Source organism: Nisaea sp. (assembly GCF_040217065.1).
Taxonomy (GTDB): domain Bacteria; phylum Pseudomonadota; class Alphaproteobacteria; order Thalassobaculales; family Thalassobaculaceae; genus Nisaea.
The window spans coordinates 277379-298338 of the sequence record NZ_JAVJNX010000011.1; the positions used below are offsets into that span (position 1 = coordinate 277379).

At 60.3% G+C, this 20960-nt stretch carries 20 protein-coding genes; 9 read left to right on the forward strand and 11 right to left on the reverse strand.

The features are described from left to right. The first annotated feature begins 169 nt into the window (after nt 1–169). From RH950_RS19520 to RH950_RS19540, 5 genes are all read left to right on the forward strand, one after another. Entirely contained in the window at nt 170–1861 is a 1692-nt protein-coding gene (locus tag RH950_RS19520; RefSeq protein WP_350059421.1) for a methyl-accepting chemotaxis protein, read from the forward strand. Nucleotides 1862–1988: 127 nt separating this feature from the next. Further along, nucleotides 1989–2870, forward strand: coding sequence for a hypothetical protein (locus RH950_RS19525; RefSeq protein ID WP_350059422.1), 882 nt, complete (start codon nt 1989–1991; stop codon nt 2868–2870). Nucleotides 2871–3333: 463 nt separating this feature from the next. Beyond that, on the forward strand, nt 3334–3801 hold the full coding sequence (locus RH950_RS19530; RefSeq protein ID WP_350059423.1) for a RidA family protein: 468 nt from the start codon (nt 3334–3336) through the stop codon (nt 3799–3801). A gap of 74 nt (nt 3802–3875) precedes the next feature. Further along, nucleotides 3876–5048, forward strand: coding sequence for a GNAT family N-acetyltransferase (locus RH950_RS19535; RefSeq protein WP_502889819.1), 1173 nt, complete (start codon nt 3876–3878; stop codon nt 5046–5048). Between the two features lie 140 nt (nt 5049–5188). Continuing rightward, entirely contained in the window at nt 5189–5377 is a 189-nt protein-coding gene (locus RH950_RS19540; protein WP_350059424.1) for a hypothetical protein, read from the forward strand. A gap of 95 nt (nt 5378–5472) precedes the next feature. Here RH950_RS19540 and clpA read toward each other — a convergent pair whose 3' ends face one another. From clpA to RH950_RS19555, 3 genes are all read right to left on the reverse strand, one after another. Further along, nucleotides 5473–7803 carry an ATP-dependent Clp protease ATP-binding subunit ClpA gene (gene clpA, locus RH950_RS19545; protein WP_350059425.1) on the reverse strand — a complete coding sequence of 777 codons (2331 nt, stop codon included), beginning with the start codon at nt 7801–7803 and terminating at the stop codon, nt 5473–5475. A gap of 7 nt (nt 7804–7810) precedes the next feature. Next, nucleotides 7811–8137, reverse strand: a complete 327-nt coding sequence (clpS, locus tag RH950_RS19550; protein ID WP_350059426.1) for an ATP-dependent Clp protease adapter ClpS — start codon at nt 8135–8137, stop codon at nt 7811–7813. Between the two features lie 317 nt (nt 8138–8454). Then, nucleotides 8455–8985, reverse strand: coding sequence for a phasin family protein (locus RH950_RS19555; protein ID WP_350059427.1), 531 nt, complete (start codon nt 8983–8985; stop codon nt 8455–8457). Between the two features lie 392 nt (nt 8986–9377). On the opposite strand from RH950_RS19555, the gene RH950_RS19560 reads away from it, so the two are divergent. Continuing rightward, nucleotides 9378–10631 carry a serine hydrolase gene (locus tag RH950_RS19560; RefSeq protein ID WP_350059428.1) on the forward strand — a complete coding sequence of 418 codons (1254 nt, stop codon included), beginning with the start codon at nt 9378–9380 and terminating at the stop codon, nt 10629–10631. A 59-nt stretch (nt 10632–10690) separates the two neighbouring features. Here RH950_RS19560 and pgmG read toward each other — a convergent pair whose 3' ends face one another. The 5 genes from pgmG to RH950_RS19585 all read right to left on the reverse strand — a co-directional run bounded on the left by pgmG (nt 10691) and on the right by RH950_RS19585 (nt 15883). Next, nucleotides 10691–12073, reverse strand: a complete 1383-nt coding sequence (pgmG, locus tag RH950_RS19565; RefSeq protein ID WP_350059429.1) for a phosphoglucomutase/phosphomannomutase PgmG — start codon at nt 12071–12073, stop codon at nt 10691–10693. Further along, nucleotides 12070–13398, reverse strand: coding sequence for a UDP-glucose dehydrogenase family protein (locus tag RH950_RS19570; RefSeq protein ID WP_350059430.1), 1329 nt, complete (start codon nt 13396–13398; stop codon nt 12070–12072). Before RH950_RS19570 ends, pgmG begins: the two co-directional genes overlap by 4 nt. 15 nt (nt 13399–13413) lie before the next feature. Further along, complete coding sequence (gene galU / locus RH950_RS19575; RefSeq protein ID WP_350059431.1) at nt 13414–14283, reverse strand: UTP--glucose-1-phosphate uridylyltransferase GalU; 870 nt, start codon at nt 14281–14283, stop codon at nt 13414–13416. A gap of 105 nt (nt 14284–14388) precedes the next feature. After that, nucleotides 14389–15114 carry a DnaJ domain-containing protein gene (locus RH950_RS19580; protein ID WP_350059432.1) on the reverse strand — a complete coding sequence of 242 codons (726 nt, stop codon included), beginning with the start codon at nt 15112–15114 and terminating at the stop codon, nt 14389–14391. Between the two features lie 25 nt (nt 15115–15139). Beyond that, nucleotides 15140–15883, reverse strand: a complete 744-nt coding sequence (locus RH950_RS19585; protein ID WP_350059433.1) for a VWA domain-containing protein — start codon at nt 15881–15883, stop codon at nt 15140–15142. Nucleotides 15884–15968: 85 nt separating this feature from the next. Here RH950_RS19585 and RH950_RS19590 point away from each other — a divergent pair, with 85 nt between their 5' ends. Next, the gene (locus tag RH950_RS19590; RefSeq protein ID WP_350059434.1) at nt 15969–16454 is read left to right on the forward strand and encodes a GNAT family N-acetyltransferase; all 486 of its coding nucleotides are present in this window, start codon (nt 15969–15971) and stop codon (nt 16452–16454) included. Between the two features lie 6 nt (nt 16455–16460). Here the strand turns inward: RH950_RS19590 and RH950_RS19595 are convergent, their stop codons facing one another. Continuing rightward, entirely contained in the window at nt 16461–17405 is a 945-nt protein-coding gene (locus tag RH950_RS19595) for a division plane positioning ATPase MipZ (protein WP_350059435.1), read from the reverse strand. 495 nt (nt 17406–17900) lie between these two features. Here RH950_RS19595 and RH950_RS19600 point away from each other — a divergent pair, with 495 nt between their 5' ends. Together RH950_RS19600 and RH950_RS19605 are read left to right on the forward strand one after the other, a co-directional pair. Further along, the gene (locus tag RH950_RS19600) at nt 17901–18107 is read left to right on the forward strand and encodes a hypothetical protein (RefSeq protein WP_350059436.1); all 207 of its coding nucleotides are present in this window, start codon (nt 17901–17903) and stop codon (nt 18105–18107) included. 68 nt (nt 18108–18175) lie between these two features. Continuing rightward, nucleotides 18176–18916: a class I SAM-dependent methyltransferase gene (locus tag RH950_RS19605; RefSeq protein WP_350059437.1), complete on the forward strand. Its 741-nt coding sequence runs from the start codon at nt 18176–18178 to the stop codon at nt 18914–18916. 16 nt (nt 18917–18932) lie between these two features. On the opposite strand, the gene RH950_RS19610 is transcribed toward RH950_RS19605, so the two are convergent. After that, a complete protein-coding gene (locus RH950_RS19610) occupies nt 18933–20150 on the reverse strand; it encodes a TonB-dependent receptor (RefSeq protein WP_350059438.1) in 1218 nt (405 codons plus the stop codon). Continuing rightward, nucleotides 20147–20959, reverse strand: a complete 813-nt coding sequence (locus tag RH950_RS19615; protein ID WP_350059439.1) for an outer membrane lipoprotein-sorting protein — start codon at nt 20957–20959, stop codon at nt 20147–20149. Before RH950_RS19615 ends, RH950_RS19610 begins: the two co-directional genes overlap by 4 nt. Between the last annotated feature and the right edge of the window lies 1 nt (nt 20960).

Genomic DNA, 20960 nt, shown 5'->3' on the forward strand with positions numbered 1-20960 from the left:
CCAGCACTGGCTATATGCATGTAAATACAACTGTTTTCACATTCGAAGAATTTCCGCTGAGGCCCATTTTTTTCACTTATTTACCATCCACTCATGTGCGTTAGATCTTCCTTAATAAAAAAACTGCATAATGAGGTTCCCTTAACCTCTGGTGGGTGGAGCTCATCCCATGGGCCTAGACCGTCTCTCTTTTGCGCAAAAAATCGCTCTGATCATTTTGCTCGCTGCCATTGCAATGATCACGCAGATTGCCTCTACCGTATGGCTTGAGCGCCAGCAGCTCTACAAAGAGCGGACGCGCGAGATTCAATCTGTTGTGGAACTGAGTATTTCCGAAGCGCTGGCCTACGAAGCACGCGTGAAGAGCGGTGAGATATCGCGGGAAGAGGCTGTGTCCGCCTGGGAAAGAAACGCCGTTGCGGCGCGCTTCCGGGGCGTTGAATACCTGTTCGCCTATACCATGAACGGCATCAATGTCGTGCATGGCGGAAAGCCGTCGTTGAAGGGAAAGGACATGTTTGACGTCGCAGATCCGAACGGCGTCAAAATCATCCAGGAAATGGTCAATCTCCTGAAGCAGGATCCGAAGGGCGGAACCAGCGAATACATGTGGCCGAAAGCAGGATCCGAAGTCCCCCAGCCGAAGCTGTCCTTTGTCGCGATGATTGAACCTTGGCAGATCTTTGTCGGAACCGGGATCTATACCGACGACATTGACGCCGCCCTGGTCAATTACGCGATGCGTTCTGCCGGGTTCTCCGGGGTCTTTCTGTTAATCATGGTCGCCGCTGGACTGGCAATCGCCCGGAGCATGACTCGTCCGATGGAGTTGCTGCGGAACGCAATGTCCGAGCTTGCAGCCAACAATCTCTCAGTCTCGGTTCCAGGCATAGACCGGCGGGACGAGATTGGGGCAATGGCCGTGGCCGTCCAGGTCTTCAAGGAAAACGCGGAACGCGTCTCAGCACTTGAAGCGAGCCGGTATCAGGATGCGGAGAATGCCCAGTCCGAACGGCGGCATTTCCTGGAGGGAATCACCAAGGATCTGGAAAACTCCATCGGTCGGGTTACAAGTGAGGTCGAAACCTCTGTAAATTCGGCACAGAAATCCGCGGCCGACATGCAGCACAACGCAACCGAAACCGCCGAGAGTGCCCGTGAAGCCAATCATGCGGCGCAAGAAGCATCCGAAAGCCTTCAGAGCGTGGCCGCCGCGACTGAACAGTTGACGAACTCGATCGCGGAAATCGGCCGGCAGGCAGACCAGTCCGCATCCATATCCCGTTCCGCGGCGACTGAAGCCGCCGATGCCAACACCAAGGTGACGAGCCTGCAAACCTCCGCCGAACGGATCGGTGAAGTCGTCAGCTTGATTAACGACATCGCCGAACAGACAAACCTCCTCGCCCTCAACGCGACAATCGAAGCGGCCCGGGCGGGAGAAGCCGGCAAAGGCTTTGCCGTGGTGGCCAGCGAAGTGAAATCGCTGGCCAACCAGACCGGCAATGCGACCCAAGAAATTGCCGGACAGATTTCGGCTATTCAACAGGCAACCAAGGACGCCGCCGACGTGATCGGAGCCATTGTCGGAACGATCCAAAACATCGATGAGACGACGTCGGCGATTGCTGCTGCCGTCGAGGAGCAGGAGTCCGCGACGCGCGAGATTTCCAACAATGTGGAGCAGGTTTCCCGTGCGACCGATACCGTGACCAGCAACATCGGCCGGGTCAGTTTGGCTGGCGAACGCTCCGATCTTACGGCACGCGATCTGTCAGAGGTGACCGGAAATCTCAACCAGCAGGTCCGCTCACTTCGCCAGGAGATCGATACCTTCGTCCGCAAGCTTAACGAGAACTGAGCAAAGACGGCCCGGGCGGCAATCTAGACCCCGGGTCGTCATCTCTCGCTCCATCGACAGCGACTTGCCATAAAGTGCGAGCGCCTTTTAGAAAGACGGACCTCGGCAATTCACGGATCGCTACACCATGGCGGCAGAACTGCTTCCCCAGCAACCGATCGTCCCTGACGCCAAACAACGCTTCCTGAGCAAAACCCACCTCGATATTCCGGCTTTCACGGACTATCTCGGGCAGCTGCGCCGGGAGGTCGACGCCGTGCTTGCACCGCGATTTCCCGAGTTCGGAGGTAAACCCTACCCGCTTGGCCGGTGCCGGGAACTTCGGGACGCCGTCTATGACCGCCTCGTCGCGGACATTCATCAGCCCCGATGCGCCACGTCTCTGGCCCTGCTCAGCTTTATTCGCGCCGGTGGCATCGGCCGGAAGATCTGGGGCGTGCTGCGCGACAGCTATTTCCAGAATGCGATGCAGTTCGGCATCTTCTATGTCGATGTCGCCAACGATACCGTCAATCCGGCGAAACCACCGATCGAAATCCTGTCGCTGGGAAAATCCGGCATGGTTCCGGTGGCCGACTTCTTCCATTTTGCCCGGATCGCCGAGTCCTACTGGAACAGCGATACCTACGCGAACACCGCGTTTCCGGGACTAGCCGCTTTCTTTCCGATGATCTGCGTCAGTCGCATCGGCGGCGGTATTTCGCTCGCTCCAGGATCGGACCAGATGATCGCCTTGACCCGGTCTCGCGGTTTCCAGCCGTCGCTCGCATTCCTGAAATCCGCCCCCGCTCCGCCACCATCCGTTCAGGATGAGCTGGCAAGACGCAGGAAGTCCTGCACCCACGCGCTTTTGGTCAATAGTGGTGCTTCGATCACTTCCGTCGAGCAAGCGATTACAGACGAGGACTTCAAAAACGACACCTATTACGCATCATGCGTTTCCGCTTATCGGGAGCTGACCGCCATCTCAAACAACGAGGACGTCACTGAGATTGAAAAGAGTCTCTGAACCTGGTCGATGTTTTATCAATAAAGCCATATTAATTCGACGGACTATTCAGTAACCGGCAACTGAAACAGGATCATTTCAAATATTTAACAAATTTACCGCGAAAAATACTTGTTGCGGTTCACCCTACCCATAACTACTATATATAGAGTTAGAAACCAGATGTAGTTGGTTTCGCCCCGGTTAGCGGGCCTGTGGGGGCAGAGCTTCCGCCCTTCAGGTCCAGAGTTCCATCGTCAGCCAAACGATGGAAAACCGAGGAGCGGTACTCTCCCATCCCCGCTCCTCGATTACCCTGTGAAGCTCCAAGGACGAAGCCTCTATCGTCCATTACTGGGTGCGTCATCTTTTGACGCACCCCTCTTTTTCGAAAAAGTAGCGGCCTCCGGCGCGACTGTCTATGCTCTGCGCTGTCCTTCGGACATTTCGCACGATCTTTTCAGGATACTTAAGGAGTCAGCCCATGGCCGGCGCAATCGACGCACGCCTTTCAGAACTTGGCATCGACCTTCCCAACGCGGCCGCGCCTGCAGCCAACTATGTTCCCTTCGTGATTTCCGGGAAGACACTGTATATTTCCGGTCAGGTTCCGTTCTGGAATGGAGAGCTGAAAGGCGTCGGCACGGTCGGCAAGGACATGACCGCCGAGGAGGCACAGAAGATCGCCCGGATTTGTGCCCTGAACATCATTGCCCAGGCACGCGCGGCGTGCGGCGGCGACCTGGACAAGGTTGCGCGGGTGGTGAAGGTCGGCGGCTTCGTGAATGCGACCGATGATTTCACCCAGCACCCGATGGTCGTGAACGGCGCGTCGGATCTGATGGTCGAAGTCTTCGGCGACAAGGGCAAGCATGCCCGTTTCGCGGTGGGCGCTGGCTCACTGCCGCTGGGCGTCGCGGTCGAGGTCGAAGCGGTCATCGAACTCGCGTGATCAGCCGATGACGGTTGACGGATCGTTGCGGCGCACAATCTTCCAGGATGAGTATCAGCGGAAGGTGAGGACCGGTGCCGGACGGTGAAAACACAACGGAATTGCGGGCGGCCGTTTCGGTCGTCCGCTCAATACACGAGATTGCCCCGGCCGACTGGGACGCCTGTGCCGGCGCTGCCAATCCGTTTCTCAGCCATGCCTTCCTGTCCGCCCTGGAAGACAGCGGCTCGGTCAAGGCCGAGACCGGCTGGCTGCCGCAGCATCTGGTCTATGCGGATGAAGAGGGGCGGATCGCCGGAATTGTCCCGCTTTATCTGAAGGGGCACTCCCAGGGTGAGTATGTCTTCGACTGGGGCTGGGCGGACGCCTATGAGCGCGCCGGCGGCGACTATTATCCGAAACTGCTTTCCGCGGTTCCCTTCACGCCGGTAACCGGGCCGCGCCTGCTATGTCACCCGGACGCGGATGCGGAATCCGTGAGCTCGATCCTGATCGGTGGCCTGATCGAGGTCACCCGCCGGTTCGAGGTCTCCTCCCTGCATGTGAATTTCCTGCCGGAAGCACAATGGGATGCCCTGGGGGACGCCGGATTCCTGAAGCGGGTCGGTCTGCAATTTCACTGGCACAATGACGGCTACAAGGACTTCGGCGACTTTCTCGATGCCCTGTCCTCCCGCAAGCGCAAGGCGATCCGCAAGGAGCGCAAGGCGGCGGCGGAATCGGGCCTGATCATCCGGGCGCTGACCGGTGCCGACATCGAGCCACGGCACTGGGATGCCTTCTACCGTTTCTATACGGATACCAGCGATCGGAAATGGGGCTCGGCCTACCTGACACGCTCTTTCTTCGATCTGCTCGGCGAACGCATGGCCGATCGCGTGCTGCTGGTGATCGCGGAGATGGACGGCACACCTGTCGCCGGCGCCCTCAACCTGATCGGCAACGACACGCTGTACGGCCGCAACTGGGGCTGCATCGCCGACTTCAAGTTCCTGCATTTCGAACTTTGCTATTATCAGGCCATCGATTTCGCCATCAGACGCGGCCTTGAATGGGTTGAGGCCGGCGCTCAGGGGCAGCACAAGATTCAGCGCGGGTATCTGCCGCGATACACCCACAGCGCCCACCTGATTCCCTCACGTTCCTTCAGCGACGCGGTTGCGGATTTCCTTCGCCGTGAGACCGAGCAGATGGCTTACGAAAAGCAAGCTCTCGAAAATCAGTCACCGTTCCGCTCCGAGGGTTGATCCGGATGCATGGCTGACCTTCGCTATTTGTGCACCGCAAAATCGGCGAATGGGTCAATATACCAATCAGCACATGCACTGACAGGCCAGCCAACTGGCGCCGTCAGTGCCATCCAGATCAAGATACAGGGAGATACATCATGGGCGACCGCTTTTGCCTGACGCTTCTCGAAGCCGCCGAAATGAACGGCTTCACCACTTCTGAAATGCTGATCCTCGTGGACCGGCACACCAGCATCGCCGTTAACGCAAATGGCGCCTGGCGCGTCGACCCCGACGCTCTCAAGGCCGTCGTTGACGGGGCCGCCGGCTACCTGCTGGCTGCCTAAGCCGCAACCGCAGCATACAGACGCAAAAAGGCCCGCGCATCGCGCGGGCCTTTTTCTATGGTTGGACAGTGATCGGTCCGAGGCGCGTCCGCGCCTCAGTCGACCAGTTCCGGCTTTTTCTTCTTTTTCTCGCGCTTCTTCGGGCCGTCGCCGGAGCCGTCCCCCTCGTCGCCCGGATAGGCGAAGACCAGGGCATCGTCCTTCAGCGCGACCTGCACCAGGCCGCCCTTGACGAGTTTGCCGAAAAGCAGTTCCTCCGCCAGCGGCTTCTTGACATGCTCCTGGATGACCCGGGACAGCGGACGGGCGCCATACAGACGGTCGAAGCCCTTTTCGCCGAGCCAGGTGCGCGCGGCTTCACTGAGCTCGATGGTGACACCCCGGTCGGAGAGCTGGACCTCGAGCTGCATGATGAACTTCTCGACCACGCGGGAGATGATTTCCGGCGTCAGGTTGGCAAACGGAATGACGGCGTCAAGCCGGTTCCGGAATTCCGGTGTGAACATCCGGTTGATGGCTTCGGTGTCGTCGCCTTGCCGCTCCGAGCGCATGAAGCCGACCGCTTCCTTCGCCAGATCCGAGGCACCGGCATTGGTGGTCATGATCAGGATGACGTTCCGGAAATCGACATTCTTGCCGTTGTGATCGGTCAGCTTGCCATGATCCATGACCTGCAGCAGGACGTTGAAGAGATCAGGATGCGCTTTCTCGATCTCGTCCAGCAGCAGCACGCAGTGCGGATGCTGGTCGACGGCATCGGTCAGCAGGCCTCCCTGGTCAAACCCGACATAGCCCGGAGGGGCGCCGATCAAGCGGGAGATGCTGTGACGCTCCATATATTCCGACATGTCGAAACGAGTCAGCTCGATGCCGAGGGCATTTGCCAGCTGGCGCGCCACCTCAGTCTTGCCGACACCGGTCGGGCCTGAGAACAGGTAATTGCCGATCGGTTTCTCGGCCTCGCGCAAGCCGGCGCGGGAGAGTTTGATCGCCGTTGCCAAGGAGGCAATCGCGGTGTCCTGACCGAAGACAACGGTCTTCAGATCCCGCTCCAGGTTCTTCAGCACCGTTCTGTCGTCGCTCGAGACACTCTTCGGTGGAATCCGGGCGATCTTGGCGACGATCTCCTCGACTTCCTTGACACCGATGGTCTTGCGCCGCTTGGACGGGGCGACAAGCATCTGGGCCGCACCGACTTCGTCGATCACGTCGATCGCCTTGTCCGGCAGCTTGCGGTCGCCGATATATTTTGCGGAGAGTTCCACGGCCGTCTTCAGTGCCTCGGCAGTGAAGCGAACCTTGTGATGCTCCTCGTAATAGGGCTTCAGGCCCTTCAGGATCTTGATGCTGTCCTCGATCGACGGTTCCTTGACGTCGATCTTCTGGAAACGGCGGGCCAGCGCCCGATCCTTTTCAAAATGGGTCCGGTATTCCTTGTAGGTGGTCGAGCCGATGCAGCGCAATGCGCCCGTCTGAAGCGCCGGCTTCAGCAGGTTGGAGGCGTCCATGGCACCGCCGGATGTCGCACCCGCACCGATCACCGTGTGGATCTCGTCAATGAACAGGACGGCCTCCGGATTGCGCTCAAGCTCGGAGACAACAGCCTTCAGACGCTCCTCGAAATCGCCGCGATAGCGTGTGCCGGCGAGAAGAGAGCCCATGTCGAGCGAGAAAATCTGCGCCTTCGCCAGGACCTCCGGGACCTGACCGTCCACGATGCGGCGGGCCAGCCCTTCCGCAATGGCGGTCTTGCCGACCCCGGGATCGCCGACATACAGCGGGTTGTTCTTGGTCCGCCGGCAGAGGATCTGGATCGTCCGGTCCACCTCGAACTCGCGGCCGATCAGCGGGTCGATCTTTCCCGCCATCGCCTTCTTGTTGAGATCGACGCAATAGGCGTCCAGCGCCTCATTGCCGCTCTTGTTGACCGTCTCCTGCTTGGCCTCCTCGTCCGCACCGTCGACGCGACGGGTCTCAGACTGGGCCTGGCCGTGCACCTTGGCGATGCCGTGGGAGATATAGTTCACCGCATCGAAGCGGGACATTTCCTGCTCCTGCAGGAAGTAGACCGCGTGACTCTCGCGCTCGGAGAACAGGGCAACAAGAACGTTCGCCCCGGTCACTTCGGCACGGCCGGAGGACTGCACATGGATCACGGCCCGCTGCACCACGCGCTGGAACCCTGCGGTGGGCTTCGCTTCGTCTTCCTGGCCGCCGATCAAATTCATCAGGTCGTTGTCAATGTACCCGACGAGGTCGTTCTGCAGCCGTTCGACGTCGACATCGCAGGCACGCATCACGGCGATGGCGTCCTGATCGGTCGTCAGCGCATAGAGCAGATGCTCGAGAGTGGCGTACTCATGGTTACGCTCATTCGCGAGATCGAGAGCTCTATGCAGGCTTTCCTCTAGATTTTTTGACAACATGATTTGCTCAAGCCTTTTCCAGAGTGCATTGCAACGGGTGCTGGTGCTGACGGGCAAAGTCCATCACCTGGGTCACCTTCGTTTCAGCGACTTCGTAGGTATAAACGCCACAGATACCAACACCGCGCTGGTGGACATGCAGCATGATCGTCGTCGCCTCTTCCCTATTCTTGGAGAAGAACCTTTCTAGAACGTGAATAACGAACTCCATCGGCGTATAATCGTCATTCAGCATGATGACTTTATACATCGCCGGCTTCTTGGTTTTCGGGCGTACCTTGACGACAACGCCGGTATTGGCGCCGTCATCGTTCTTGTCGTCGTCTTTACTCATTTCCAGAACTTTAACTCTCCCGCACCGCATCGGGCCGGTCTCTCCATGCTGCACAAGCTAAATTAAGCCGCTGCGGGCCGGAAGAAAGCCCACGCGGCATTTCCCGCCAAGCTTCTTGCCCGATAGGGACAGGGTGACAGACATTTCGTGTCGAACACAAGCCGTTGCAAGGGCAAATCGGACCGGCAACGGCCTATTGCCGTATTGCAAAAAATGCGTTGCTCGCGGAATCCCGGCGCGGACCGGGCCCCCTCGCCGAAACGCAAAAGGCCCGGCTGAAACAGCCGGGCCCTGCATGATGTCTCGAAGGCTGCCTGTTAGGCGGCGAGCGGCTTCGTCAGTTTCTCGAACGTGCCGGTCAGGCTTTCCTGGATCGGCTTGATCGCTTCGTTGACTGTGTTGACGGACATCTCGGAAATCTTGGTGATTTCCCCGACGGCCTTGTCATAGCTTTTCTTGCTCATGTCGCTCTGCAGCTCCACCAGATCGCTGACGGTCTTGCAGCTCATCACGGTCTTGCCGGTTTCGACAGAGACCTCAACGCTTTCCTGACCGAAGGCATAGAGCTCTTTGCTGATGGCCTCAAAGCCCTTGGACCAGGTGTTCATCGCCGTGACATAGGCATCATAATTCGCCTTGCCGAGCGACGCGTATTCGTCATAGCCGCCATAGAGGGCCTTCTGGGCCTTCTCGGTATGCTCTTTCATGAGTTCGACTGCCTGGTCATAGCTCTTCTGGGCGACGTCCTGGGTCGCCTTCACAGCCGCTTCAACAGTTTCCTTGCCGTCTGCAACCGCGTCTTCAATCTGGCCGGCAGCAGCGGTAGAGGTGGTTTTCTTCGCAACCATTGTCACTCTCCTTGCGCATCGTTTATAAAATCCGGAGTTTTCCCCGGCTGGCCGCAGGCATGCCCCCTGGACACGCGCACTCACAGGATATGTCTGGGCTCATGCTGCACTGCAACATGGACTGTAAAATAGGCGGTGGCGCGGAAAGGTCAAGGATATTTTTGTGCGCTGCACAATTATTTCCCTTTTGCCGCGCATTCGGCTCAGATAGGAGTGTTTCCAGCCTCCCGATAACCGGCAGAACGTCCGTAGTCCGCTACAATTGAAGGCAATGTTTAATTTTGTTTCAATCGCTTATGGACAACAGCTAAGCTCTTACATAAGATTTTGGTGTTTTTCGATAAGGCTAAACCGGACCGCGCTTGGGCGGTGTGGAAGATTGGGGGGGGCAAATGGCGGACTGCGTGACACGGCGAGCCTTCAGGGCTTTCTGCGCTCTCACAGTCGGCTTGATGGTCTGGCTTGCGGCCAGCGGCGCCGAGGCGCGCTATGCCTCCTTCGTCATGGACGCGGATACGCTGGACGTTCTCTACGCCAAGAATGCCGACACCCGGAACTACCCGGCATCGCTGACCAAGATCATGACCCTCTACATGCTTTTCGATGCTCTGGACCGGGGCAAGGTCACTCTGAAAACCAAGATGGCGGTTTCCAAGCGTGCGGCCGGGCAACCGCAGACCAATATTAACCTGCGGGCCGGCGAGACAATCTCCGTCAAGGACGCGATCCTCGCTCTGGTCACCCGCTCCGCGAACGATGTCGCCACCGTCGTCGGCGAACATCTGGCGAAAAGCGAAATAAATTTTGCCGTGGCGATGACCCAGAAAGCGCGCACACTCGGCATGACCAAGACCGACTTCCGGAACGCATCCGGCCTGCCGAACCGGCGCCAGAAAAGCACCGCACGGGATATGGCCAAGCTCGGCCTCCGCATCCAGCGCGACTTTCCGCAATATTACCATTTCTTCAGAACCACGAAATTCACCTACAAGGGCCGCACCTACGGCAACCACAATAACCTTCTGAGGCGCTATTCCGGTACCGACGGCATCAAGACGGGCTACACCCGGGCTTCCGGCTTCAATCTGGTGTCCTCCGTCCACCAGGACGGCCGGCACCTGATAGCCGTGGTGTTTGGCGGCCGGACCGCCAAATCCCGCGACCAGCACATGATTTCACTCCTGAATCGCGGCTTCAAGAAGGCAGAACTGATCGCCCGAAACCGGACCCCGGCGCCAATTCCGATGGCACGCCCGGCCCTTGGCGACAAAGCTGTCGTCCAACTGGCATCACTTCAGTCCGACATCGCGGACAGCGGCCTGCAAACAAATGTGGCCCTGCAATCGGGTCCCGCCGATTCAGACCGGGACTGGGGCATTCAGGTCGGCGCCTATTCCAGCAAGGGGCCGGCGGAAGCGATGATCGACACCGCCCACAAGCACCTGAAGAAAGTCCTGAGCGGTTCGGTGGATTCCGTCGAGCGGGTGACCCGCGACCATGGCACGGTCTATCGTTCGCGCATTACCGGCCTGAGCGAGGCCGGCGCGCGGAACGCCTGCGCCATGCTGGCCCGCCAGCATGTTCCCTGCGTTCCGGTCCCGGGAACCGACAGCGTCGAAGTCGCAACCATGCCGGCCAGCGACTGAGCAAAAAAGCGCCGCTCAAACCGGCGGCGCATTTCCAGAATATAATCTCGATTGAACAATCAGATATCCGGCGGTGTCTCACCGACAGCTGCCAGCGCGCCCCGAAGCTGGTCTTTCAACCGCTCCAGCCCGTCTTCGGTCTGTGACTCGCAGCGGGCGACCAGCACGTCCTGGGTGTTGGAGGCACGCAACAGCCACCAGCCGTCGGGCGTGTTCACCCGAACCCCGTCCGCGTCGGACACCTCGATGCCGTCCTGGCCGGAGAGCCAGTCCCTGACCTCCGTCACCACATCGAACTTGCGGGTATCGTCACACTGGAAGCGCATTTCCGGTGTGTTCATGACCTGCGGCAGCGCGTCCCGGATGGCAGACAGCGGCTCGTCCCGATGGCTCAGCACCTCGATCAGTCTGACAGCCGCGTAAAGCGCATCGTCGAAGCCGAAATAACGGTCCTTGAAGAAGATGTGCCCGCTCATTTCGCCCGCGAGCGGGGCGCCGGTCTCGGCCATCTTGGTCTTGATCAGGGAGTGGCCGGTCCGCCACATCAGGGGCTGGCCGCCATATTCCGCGATCTTGTCGAACAGCACCTGGCTGGCCTTCACATCGGCGATGATGGTGGCACCCGGATTTTCCTTCAGCACGTCCTCTGCCAGCACCGTCAGCAGCTGGTCGCCCCACAGCACCCGGCCCTTGTCGTCGATGACACCGATACGGTCGCCGTCGCCGTCAAAGGCAATACCGAGATCTGCCCCGCGCTCCAGCACCATGGTCACGAGTTCTTCAAGGTTCTCGGGTACGGTCGGATCCGGATGGTGGTTCGGGAACGTCCCGTCGACTTCCGGGAACAGAACCTTGTGGTTCGAGGGCAGCCGCATGCAGACCTCATTCACCGACGGTCCGGCGGCGCCGTTGCCACAATCCCAGACGATCTTCAGCTGCCGGCCCAGTGTGATGTCCCGCATCAGGCGCTCGACATAGCTTTCCAGGATATCGACATCACCGACCGATCCGGCGCCGCTTTCGTAATCGCCTTCCGCGGCGATCCGGCCGAGATCCTGGATGTCGGCGCCGAAGAACGGCCCCTTGCCCAGCATCATCTTGAAACCGTTGTGGCTCGGCGGATTATGCGAGCCGGTAATCATGATCCCGCCGTCGGTCTCGAGGGCATGGACCGAATAATACAGCATCGGCGTGGCAACGCCGCCAAGCCGGGTGACGGCGATCCCCGCCGCCATCAGACCCTCGACCACCGCCGCTTCCATCTCCGGCGAGCTCAGCCGTCCGTCCCGGCCGACGGAGACCTTTTTCCCGCCATTGCGGATGACCCGGGTGCCGAAAGCCCGGCCCAGGGCCCGTGCATCCTCCGCGCCCAGCGTTTCGCCGATGACGCCGCGCACGTCGTATTCGCGCAGCACCGTCGGCTGGAAGCGATGCGCGCTCATGCGGAGGCCTTTGCGGCGACGGTATCGCGGCCGATGCAGACATAGGTGAAGCCTGCGTCGGCCATGTCGGCCGGATTGTAGACATTGCGCAGATCGATCATGAGCGGCTCTTTCAGCAGACCTTTGACACGCTTCAGATCGAGAGCGCGAAACTCGTTCCACTCGGTAATGATCGAGACCGCATCGGCCCCCTCCATCGTGGCATAGGCATTCTCGCACATTTCCACGTCGGGGAGCATCTGGCGTGCTTCCTTCATGCCTTCCGGGTCGTAGGCCCTTACCGTCGCCCCGGCAGCCTGCAGGGCCGGAACGATATCCAGGCTCGGACTGTCCCGCATGTCGTCCGTGTTCGGCTTGAAGGTCAGCCCCAGCACAGCGATCGTCTTGCCCGAAACATTTCCGCCGCAGGCCGCGATGATCTTCTCCGCCATCTGCTTCTTGCGCTTGTCGTTGATGTCGACGACCGTCTCGACGATGCGCAGCGGCGCCTCGAAATCCTGTGCGGTCTTCACCAGCGCCAGCGTATCCTTCGGGAAGCAGGAACCGCCGTAGCCCGGTCCCGCATGCAGGAACTTCCGGCCGATCCGGCCGTCCAGCCCGATGCCGCGGGCCACGTCATGCACGTCGGCGCCGACCTTCTCGCACAGATCCGCGACCTCGTTGATGAAGGTGATCTTGGTCGCGAGAAAGGTGTTCGCGGCATACTTGATGAGTTCACTGGTCTGCAGCGTCGTGAAGACGATCGGCGTCTCGATCAGGTAGAGCGGCCGATAGATCTCCCGCATCACTTCCTGGGCCCGCTCGCTCTCGGTGCCGATCACCACGCGGTCCGGTCGCATGAAATCGGTGATCGCGGCGCCTTCGCGCAGGAACTCCGGGTTCGAGCAGACATCGAATTCAGCGTCAGGCCGGGTCTCGCGGATAATCCGTTCCACCTCGCGGCCGGTGCCGACCGGAACCGTCGATTTGGTGACAACGACGGTGTAGCCGTTTATTGCCTCGGCGATCTCTTTTGCCGCTCCGTAGACATAGGAGAGATCCGCATGGCCATCGCCGCGCCGGGCCGGCGTGCCGACGGCGATGAACACCGCGTCCGCATCACTCACGGCCGATTTAAGGTCCGTGGTGAAGGTCAGCCGGCCCGCCCGCACGTTATTGGCGACAAGATCGTCGAGACCGGGTTCGAAAATCGGAATCTCTCCGCGATCAAGGCGGGAGATCTTGACCTCATCCTTGTCGACGCAGACGACATCGATACCGAACTCGGAAAAGCAGGCTCCAGACACCAGGCCAACATAGCCGGTGCCGATCATGGCAATACGCATGAATTCGCTCCGTTATCAGGCGTAATTCTTCAAAAAGCTCCGGACGGCATCCGCCATATCCGGACGGTCGAGAGCATAGGCGATATTCGCTTCAAGGAAGCCGGCCTTGCTGCCGCAATCAAAGCGATGTCCCTCGAAGAGGAAACCGTTGAAGGGCTGCAGGCCAAGCTGGCGTGCCAGCGCGTCGGTCAGCTGAATTTCGCCGCCGGCGCCTTTTTCAAAGCGCGCCAGATCCTCAAACACTTTCGGCTGCAGGATATAGCGGCCGATAATTGCATAGTTCGACGGCGCATCTTCCGGCTTCGGCTTTTCCACCAGCCCGCGCACCTCGATCAGGCGCCCCTTTACCTCGCCCGGCGTGATGACGCCGTAGGACTGGGTTTCCTCGCGCGAGACTTCCATGGCCGCAACCATGTTGCCGCCGACTTCGTTGTAGGCACTGACCATCTGCTTCAGGCACCCCTGACCGTTCAGGATCAGGTCATCCGCGAGCAGAACCGCGACCGGCTCCATGCCGACGAAATTCCTGGCGCACCAGACCGCATGGCCAAGACCCAGCGGCTCCTGCTGGCGGGTATAGGAAAACTGACCCGGCTCGGGGATCGTGGCCTTGACGACTTTCAGCGCCTCTTCCTTGACCCGGTCTCCGAGCATGGATTGCAGCTCGAACGCGTGATCGAAATGATCCTCGATCGCGGACTTGCCTCTGCCGGTCACGAAGATGAACTCCTCGATACCAGCGGCACGGGCTTCTTCGACGGCATATTGGATCAGCGGTTTGTCGACCACGGGAAGCATTTCCTTCGGCATCGACTTGGTTGCCGGCAGGAAACGCGTGCCAAGCCCCCCAACCGGAAAGATCGCCTTCCGAACTGGCACTGGCATATCTGAACCTCAAATCGTTGCTTGGATCAGCGCCCCTGCCATGACGGTCGACAGGGCGCCCCGTTATTGGCACATAACCGTGGAAAACCGCAAGGATCGCTTGGCTCAGGATCCGAGCAGGACGTCTTTTGCCTCGTTGATCTGGGCTGCGAGGTAATCCGATCCGCCCCGGTCGGGATGATTGACCATCATCAAGCGCCGGTGCGCTTCCCGAATCGCGGCCTCATCGGCTCCCTCTTCCAGGCCCAGAATTTCCAGAGCCTGCTCCCGTGATAATCCGCCCGAACGCCGCTCCGTACCTGATGACCGGTCATTGCCGGCCTGGTCGTCGAACTCGCGCCAGGATTCCCCGTGTGTCCCGTCGAGAAAGCTCTCCAGCACGGCAACGGATTGCGGGTCCTGACGGACACAGTCCTCAAGCAGCTCCAGAAGATCATCCAGAGACAGGGCGGAAAGCTGCTGTCCCGCGAACCGTCCGCGCAACACCTCGCCATCCATCTTCCCGCTATCATGATCCAGACTGACAGCGAGGGTTTCCGTGCGGACTGCACTGCTTTGCCCGGACGCCGGGCCGCGTGCCATCTTTACTGCGTTCCGGAAGCGGCGGAAAATGGCGCCCGCCCGAATCAGAAACGGAAGACCGATCGCTGCGGCATAGACCAGCCAGTCGAAACGCCGGAAAAAGATCAGGGCGATCACCAGAAGGCCAAGCAGCCCGAGTCCTATCCATTTCGCCGTCACGCGAATCTTCGCCGGATCGGCATTGATGAACCAGTAGCCGATCAGGCCAAGCCCGATCAGGAGGCTGGCGCCGAGTATCAGAAACTGCACCTGATTTTCCCTCTCCAGTCGGTCGTCACTTGCCGAAACGATGGGTGAGTTGCAGCGCCGCTCCACCCCGGCGTGCCGAGAAATCCCGCAGGGCGCGACGCCCGCCCGCAGCATAGACTGCAACGGCCCCCAAAAGGTCCCGGAGTTGCTGTGCGCTGTTTCCGTCGAACGGACAGCAGGCGCCCTTTGTCAGTCTGGCGATCTGCTCGAACGCCCGACGCGCGGCCGGATCGCCTCCTTCGTGAAAAATGAAAACAGGCACGCCGAGAACCCCGAGTTCACCGGCCCTGTGGCAGACTGCGTCGATATCCTCTTCGAAGGCGTCGCCGACAAACACCGCCGCCTGCACCCTCTCCTTCTTCGTCTCGGAGATGATGTGACCAAGCAGACGGCCGATCTGGGTCTGTCCACCGAGGCAATACACCCCGGTCATTTCACGCAGCAGTTTCTTCGTGTCCGTCAGCCAGGCGCCGGCCTTGAATTCGCCGAAGCCCCGGTAATAGGCGAGCTGTACCGCGAGGCCACCGAGGGCCGCCGTTTCCGAAAACATCTCCCCCTGCAGCTGGCAGGCCCGGTCCCAGGACGGCTCGCGGCTGGCCGTCGCATCCATGGCGAAGAGCAGACGGCCCGGCCGCCCCGCCGGGACGGCGGCAGGCGCACTGCGCACACGGCGGACAAAGGCATCGATCTCGGATCGGGACGAGATTTCCCGCGCTGACTCCGTCGTGGGTCTGTCAACGACCCCGCCACTCTTTTTTCTTGTGGTCATTTTCGCCGCTTCACTTTCCTCACTGCTTTAGCATTATGTTGCATCGCAGCCTGAGGTTTCCAACCCGCATTGCAGGGAGAACATGATGGAGTTCGGTATCCGGGCCCTTCGCGAAGACGATGCCGAGCGCGTGGCAGAGATGGCAGCCGCCTTGTCCGCGCATGAAGGCATGCCGCCACCGCCCTTCGGCAGCGCGGATGTCATCCTGTACGGATTCGGGGAAAACAAGCGGTTCGACGGCATCGTTGCGGAAACGGAGTCCGGTCTGATCGGCTACACCCTGTTCATCGACAGCTTCAATATCGGAGTCGGCACGCCGGGGATCCACATGCTCGACCTCTATGTCGAGGACCGGGCACGGGGCACCGGGGCCGGGCGCGCCCTGATGGGCGCCGTTGCAGCGGAAACCATTGCCCGCGGCGGCTCCTGGATCGTCTGGCAGTCCCTGCCGACCAACAAGGTCGCGATCGATTTCTACACCCATATCGGCAGCCGGCAGTACCAGGCGGCGGATTTCGAACTCAGCGGACCTACCCTGGCCGAGATGGCAGCCGAATCTCCCTGGCGCTGACCTCCATCACTTTTGTTCAGCACCCTCATCACCGATAACCGGCGGAGTCTCGATCGCCTCGTCATTGGGCTGGCTGGAATGCGGCGTCGGAATTCGGTTCGGCAGCTGCAGCGCGTTTAGCAGGCCCCGGACTTCCTGGCGCGCAGCGACATGGGAAAGCTGCGGCTTGCCGCTGTCACCGATCTCGAAGACATCCAGCATGGTCAGACCGCGCAGGAACAGCTCGCGAAAAATCACCCGCTCGCTGAAGCCGGGCGCAACCCGAAAGCCGATCCGCTTCGCCAGCAGCCCGACCACGCGCTCCATCTCGAGCTTGTTGCGGGCGGCAAGACTGGAAAGGCGATTCCGCATCACGATCCAGTCCAGCGAACTGCCGTCGCGGGCCGCCTTCTGCTTGCGCGCCTCCCAGACCATTTCGGAATAGACGCTCGGCTTGATGATCTCCCCGGTCCGGCCGTCAACGTTGGCCAGCATGTCGAGGTCGACGAAACTGTCATTCAGCGGCGTGACCAGCTTGTCGGCATAACCGGTCGCGAGCCTGCCGACATAGGTATCGGTGCCCGGGCAGTCGATGACCACGAAGTCGCTTTCGCTGCGCAGTTTTTTCAGCACCGCCCCGAACCGCGTCCGGTCCTCGGCCTCCGCATCCTGCCGGTTCGGCTTGTCACTGCGGGAGAAGAACACATGCACCGGCATCGGCATCGAAATGCCTTCGTTCTTCATCGACGCCGCACGGTTCGAGAGATATCGGGTCAGCGTCCATTGACGCATGTCGAGATCAATGGAGCCGACTTTGAAGCCGAGCCGCAAAAGAGCCACGGTCACATGCATGGAGCCGGTGGATTTACCGGAGCCCCCCTTCTCGTTCCCGAAAACGATAACCGTTGCCGGATCGTCCTGGCCGAGCGGCGCCGGGGCCCTAGCGCCGGTATCCGGAGAGTGGTCGGTCACATTGTCACCTCGCAATGAATTGCCTTCGGTTCTTATCTCCGGTCCCAGGCGGCGTAAAGAGCGAAGCAGCACCCTTGGATACGCCCTTCTCGCGGTAGTGGTCCTTTTCGGTGACCATTGTCACCTCATGTTCAACCCCGAGCAGGCCACCAGGTTCAACCGAACGGCCGGGGTCGAGCAGAATTGCAGGCGTTTGCAGCCACGGTTAGGAACCGATATGCAGCCGGATAACAGATGCCGCGCGACGTCATTCGCCACGCGTCACCGCAAGGTATGCAAAATGCGCTTTTGGCGCCTGCCAACCATATTTCTGCATAATAATAGTGGATTATTGCGCTGATTTGCCTGTTTTCCGAAACTTGGCCGAATATCCCCACTGGCGACCTTGTCCAGCAATAGATTTTCTTTTTTTCGAATATTTTTAGGACGGCTGACACTTCACCTAGTGCCTGCTTTTTCGTCAACTGACCTTGCCAAAAGGTGCGGGAGGTAGTGATGACTCTGACAATGGGACACGGGACCGCTCGGTATACCGGCGACATCCATGAGGTACTCATTAATCGTATCGGCAAGATCAGCAAGGCTCATGGTCACGATGACCCACATTCTCCGGAAGTCGGTCTCTGGGTCTTCTTGCCGAAAGAAGCCGACATCGATCCGGTCCTGATCCGCCGGCGCGACTGGGAAGAAGACGCCCGCTGACGTCGGATTGACCGCAGGGGTGGGTATCCCCATTCTCCCCGGCAGCGATGAGGTGGGGAGCACGTTGAATGGCACCGGAATTGCCACGCTGGAACGAGCAGGATACCGCGGCGTTCCTGGCCGAAGGCGACGTCTTCGTGCCGCGGCGCGAAGAACAGATCCGGATCATAACCGACCGGCTGTTCGAGGGAGCAGTGCATCCGGCCGATGTGTTCGATTTGTGCAGCGGCGAAGGTCTGCTGACCAGGGCAATCCTTGACCGCGACCCGAATGTCACTGTGACGGCCTATGACGCCTCGCCTGGCATGCTTGACGCGACCGTCAGAACGGCCGGAGATGCCGCAGCGCGCCTGATCATAAAGCCGTTCCGGCTGGAAGAGCGGGACTGGCGTCGCGACGCCGGCCCGGCCGATGCCATCGTCTCTTCGCTTGCCGTTCACCATCTGGATGGACCGGGCAAGGCGGATCTGTTCCGCGATCTTTTCCCCATTCTCACCGCGGGCGGCGTCTTCGTCCTTGCCGACCTGACCGAACCGGCCTCCGATGCCGCACGGCGCAGCTTTGCCCGGCAATGGGAGTTAGAGGTCGAGCAGCGCTCGCTCGCCCTGCGGGGAGACCGCTCCGGACAGGAACGGTTCCGCGCCCTCGACTGGAACCACTACGATCCGCGCGTGCCCGACCCGCTCGACAAGCCCTCAACCCTGCTGGAGCAGATGGACTGGCTGCGGGATGCCGGGTTCGAGCAGATTGACCTGCTCTGGTGCGTTGCCGGCCACGTCATTCTCTCGGCCGTGAAACCGGCGGCATAGCCCCGCCGGCCACGCCTCAGAAATAACGGATCAGTGTCAGGCTGACGAAATCGTCACGCTCCAGCGCCTTCAGGGCGTTTTCCCTGTCGGCATTGAGAAAGAAACGGGCAACCGCCGCCAGCTTCCAGGCATCCCCGATCCGGCGCTCCGCCTCCAGGGACAGCAGGGTCGAGCGATCCTCGTTATCGATAACGGCCCCGGCGAGGAGCGAGGTGTCGTCGACATCGTTGAAGGTCAGCCGCGTGCCGATGAACGTGTCGTTGTTGGCAAGCGTCCCCGGCGCACTGCCATCCTCGTCCCGGCCGTCATACTGATATTCGGCCAGAAACCCGAGATCCATGTCGCTGCCGCGAATGCCGAAAAGCGTGTATTCGAACCCGGCGACGGCTGCGGGGAAATAGTCGCCGTGCCCGCCCCTCCCGATGGCCTCAAGCTTCCAGAGCCAGGCATCTTTGGTGTATTGCAGATCCAGCCCGGTCTGGTCGATCTGGTCGTAATAAGGCGTCAAGTTGGACGGATTGGCGGGATCGAGCGCGAGCAGGCGCGGCTCGCGGCTGGTGCCGTGAAAATGCGACAACCCGACGTCGAAATCGCCGATCACCTGGGACCAGCGGACGGCAAGGTCCGGATGGAACTCTTCCGCGTCCGAGTCGTACTGCGCATCGCCATCGACACGCACGCCGCCGCTCAGCCGGGCATCCGCGTCAGGGAACGTCCGCTCGCGGAAATAGGGCATGGCGAAGAAGCTGAACGTGCCCAGGTCGCTCGGCACCGCGAGCTGGACCATGGGCTGGCCCAGTTTGTCTTCCAGGTCCACATCCTCGACCCCGTCGCTCTGGTTGATGATATCCACCAGATGCCGGGATTCGGTGACACCCCAGAAAACCTTGTCCGCGCCGATCACCAGATCGTAGCCATCGCCGATATGCAGCCAGTTGGCCTCCCGGAGATCGACATGGGTCCGGCTGTCATCGTCCCTGTCGACACGCGCATAGGGCACCAACGTGAGACGGTCGTCTCCGCCATTCCAGTCCGCGGAGATTTCCGGCTCGAGGTAGAAGGACGGACTGACGGCCTGGTCCCGCTGCAAGCCGAAGGCGGGGTCGTTCGGGAATGCCCGGAGCTCCATGCCGAGTTCCAGACTGGTTTCTATGTTCGGCTCCTCCGCCAGAGCGGGCTGAGCACCGGCGGCAAGGCAAAGCCCCGCCGCCGCAAAACAAGCGCTCCTGATCATCTGACGCGCTTCAGCCGGTTCTTCTCGAAATCGCCCTCCGAGAGCCCGACCTTGAAGCTGTATTCCTCGAAGCTCAGGGTGGTGGACTTGCCGGTCTGGTGGTTGGTCATGTCCATCCGGTGGGTGCGCCAGTAGCGAGCCTGATACTGCTTGTAGTCGAGCATCAGCAGGGTCTTCAGCAGGGCATCCTTACGATCGTAGAACTCGATCTTGCGCGGCTGATAATCCTGCTTGTCCACCCAGGAGATCTGTTTGGTATAGCCGGAATGCTCATAGAGCGGTGTGCGCTCGACAACGAAGCACTCCCTGCTCGGTGCCGCCTCGCCGCAATTCTCGTCCCGGAGCCATGTATAGTCGTACCGGGCGACTTCCTGGCTCACCAGATCCTCGTAGGCGAATTCAGAGCCGACGAAGGGGCCAGACTTGTTCTTGGACGAGATCCGCTTCACCCGCTTCAGGGCCGGCAGGAAAAGCCACTGATCGTCCGGGTCCAGGATCTTGGTGTGCGAGAGAAAGGCCGTTCCCTCGATATCCCGCGGTTTGTCAAACACCGTGATGCTCTTGTCACCGACACCCTGCTCCGGCACTTCGAGAGAACGGAGACGCAATTCGCGAACGCTGCTCTCCCCCTCGGCGTTACGCAGGATCATCGACATCACGACGTCGCTGTCGCCCCAGCCAAGATCCCGCCGGTCGGTCTCCTCGGCAATCGCGCGCCCCTTCTCTTGCGGTGTTTCCGCATAGGCGGATTGCAGCATCGGGCTGATGGCCAGCACCGTCAGGGCAAGAATACGCTGAAGTTTTCCCATT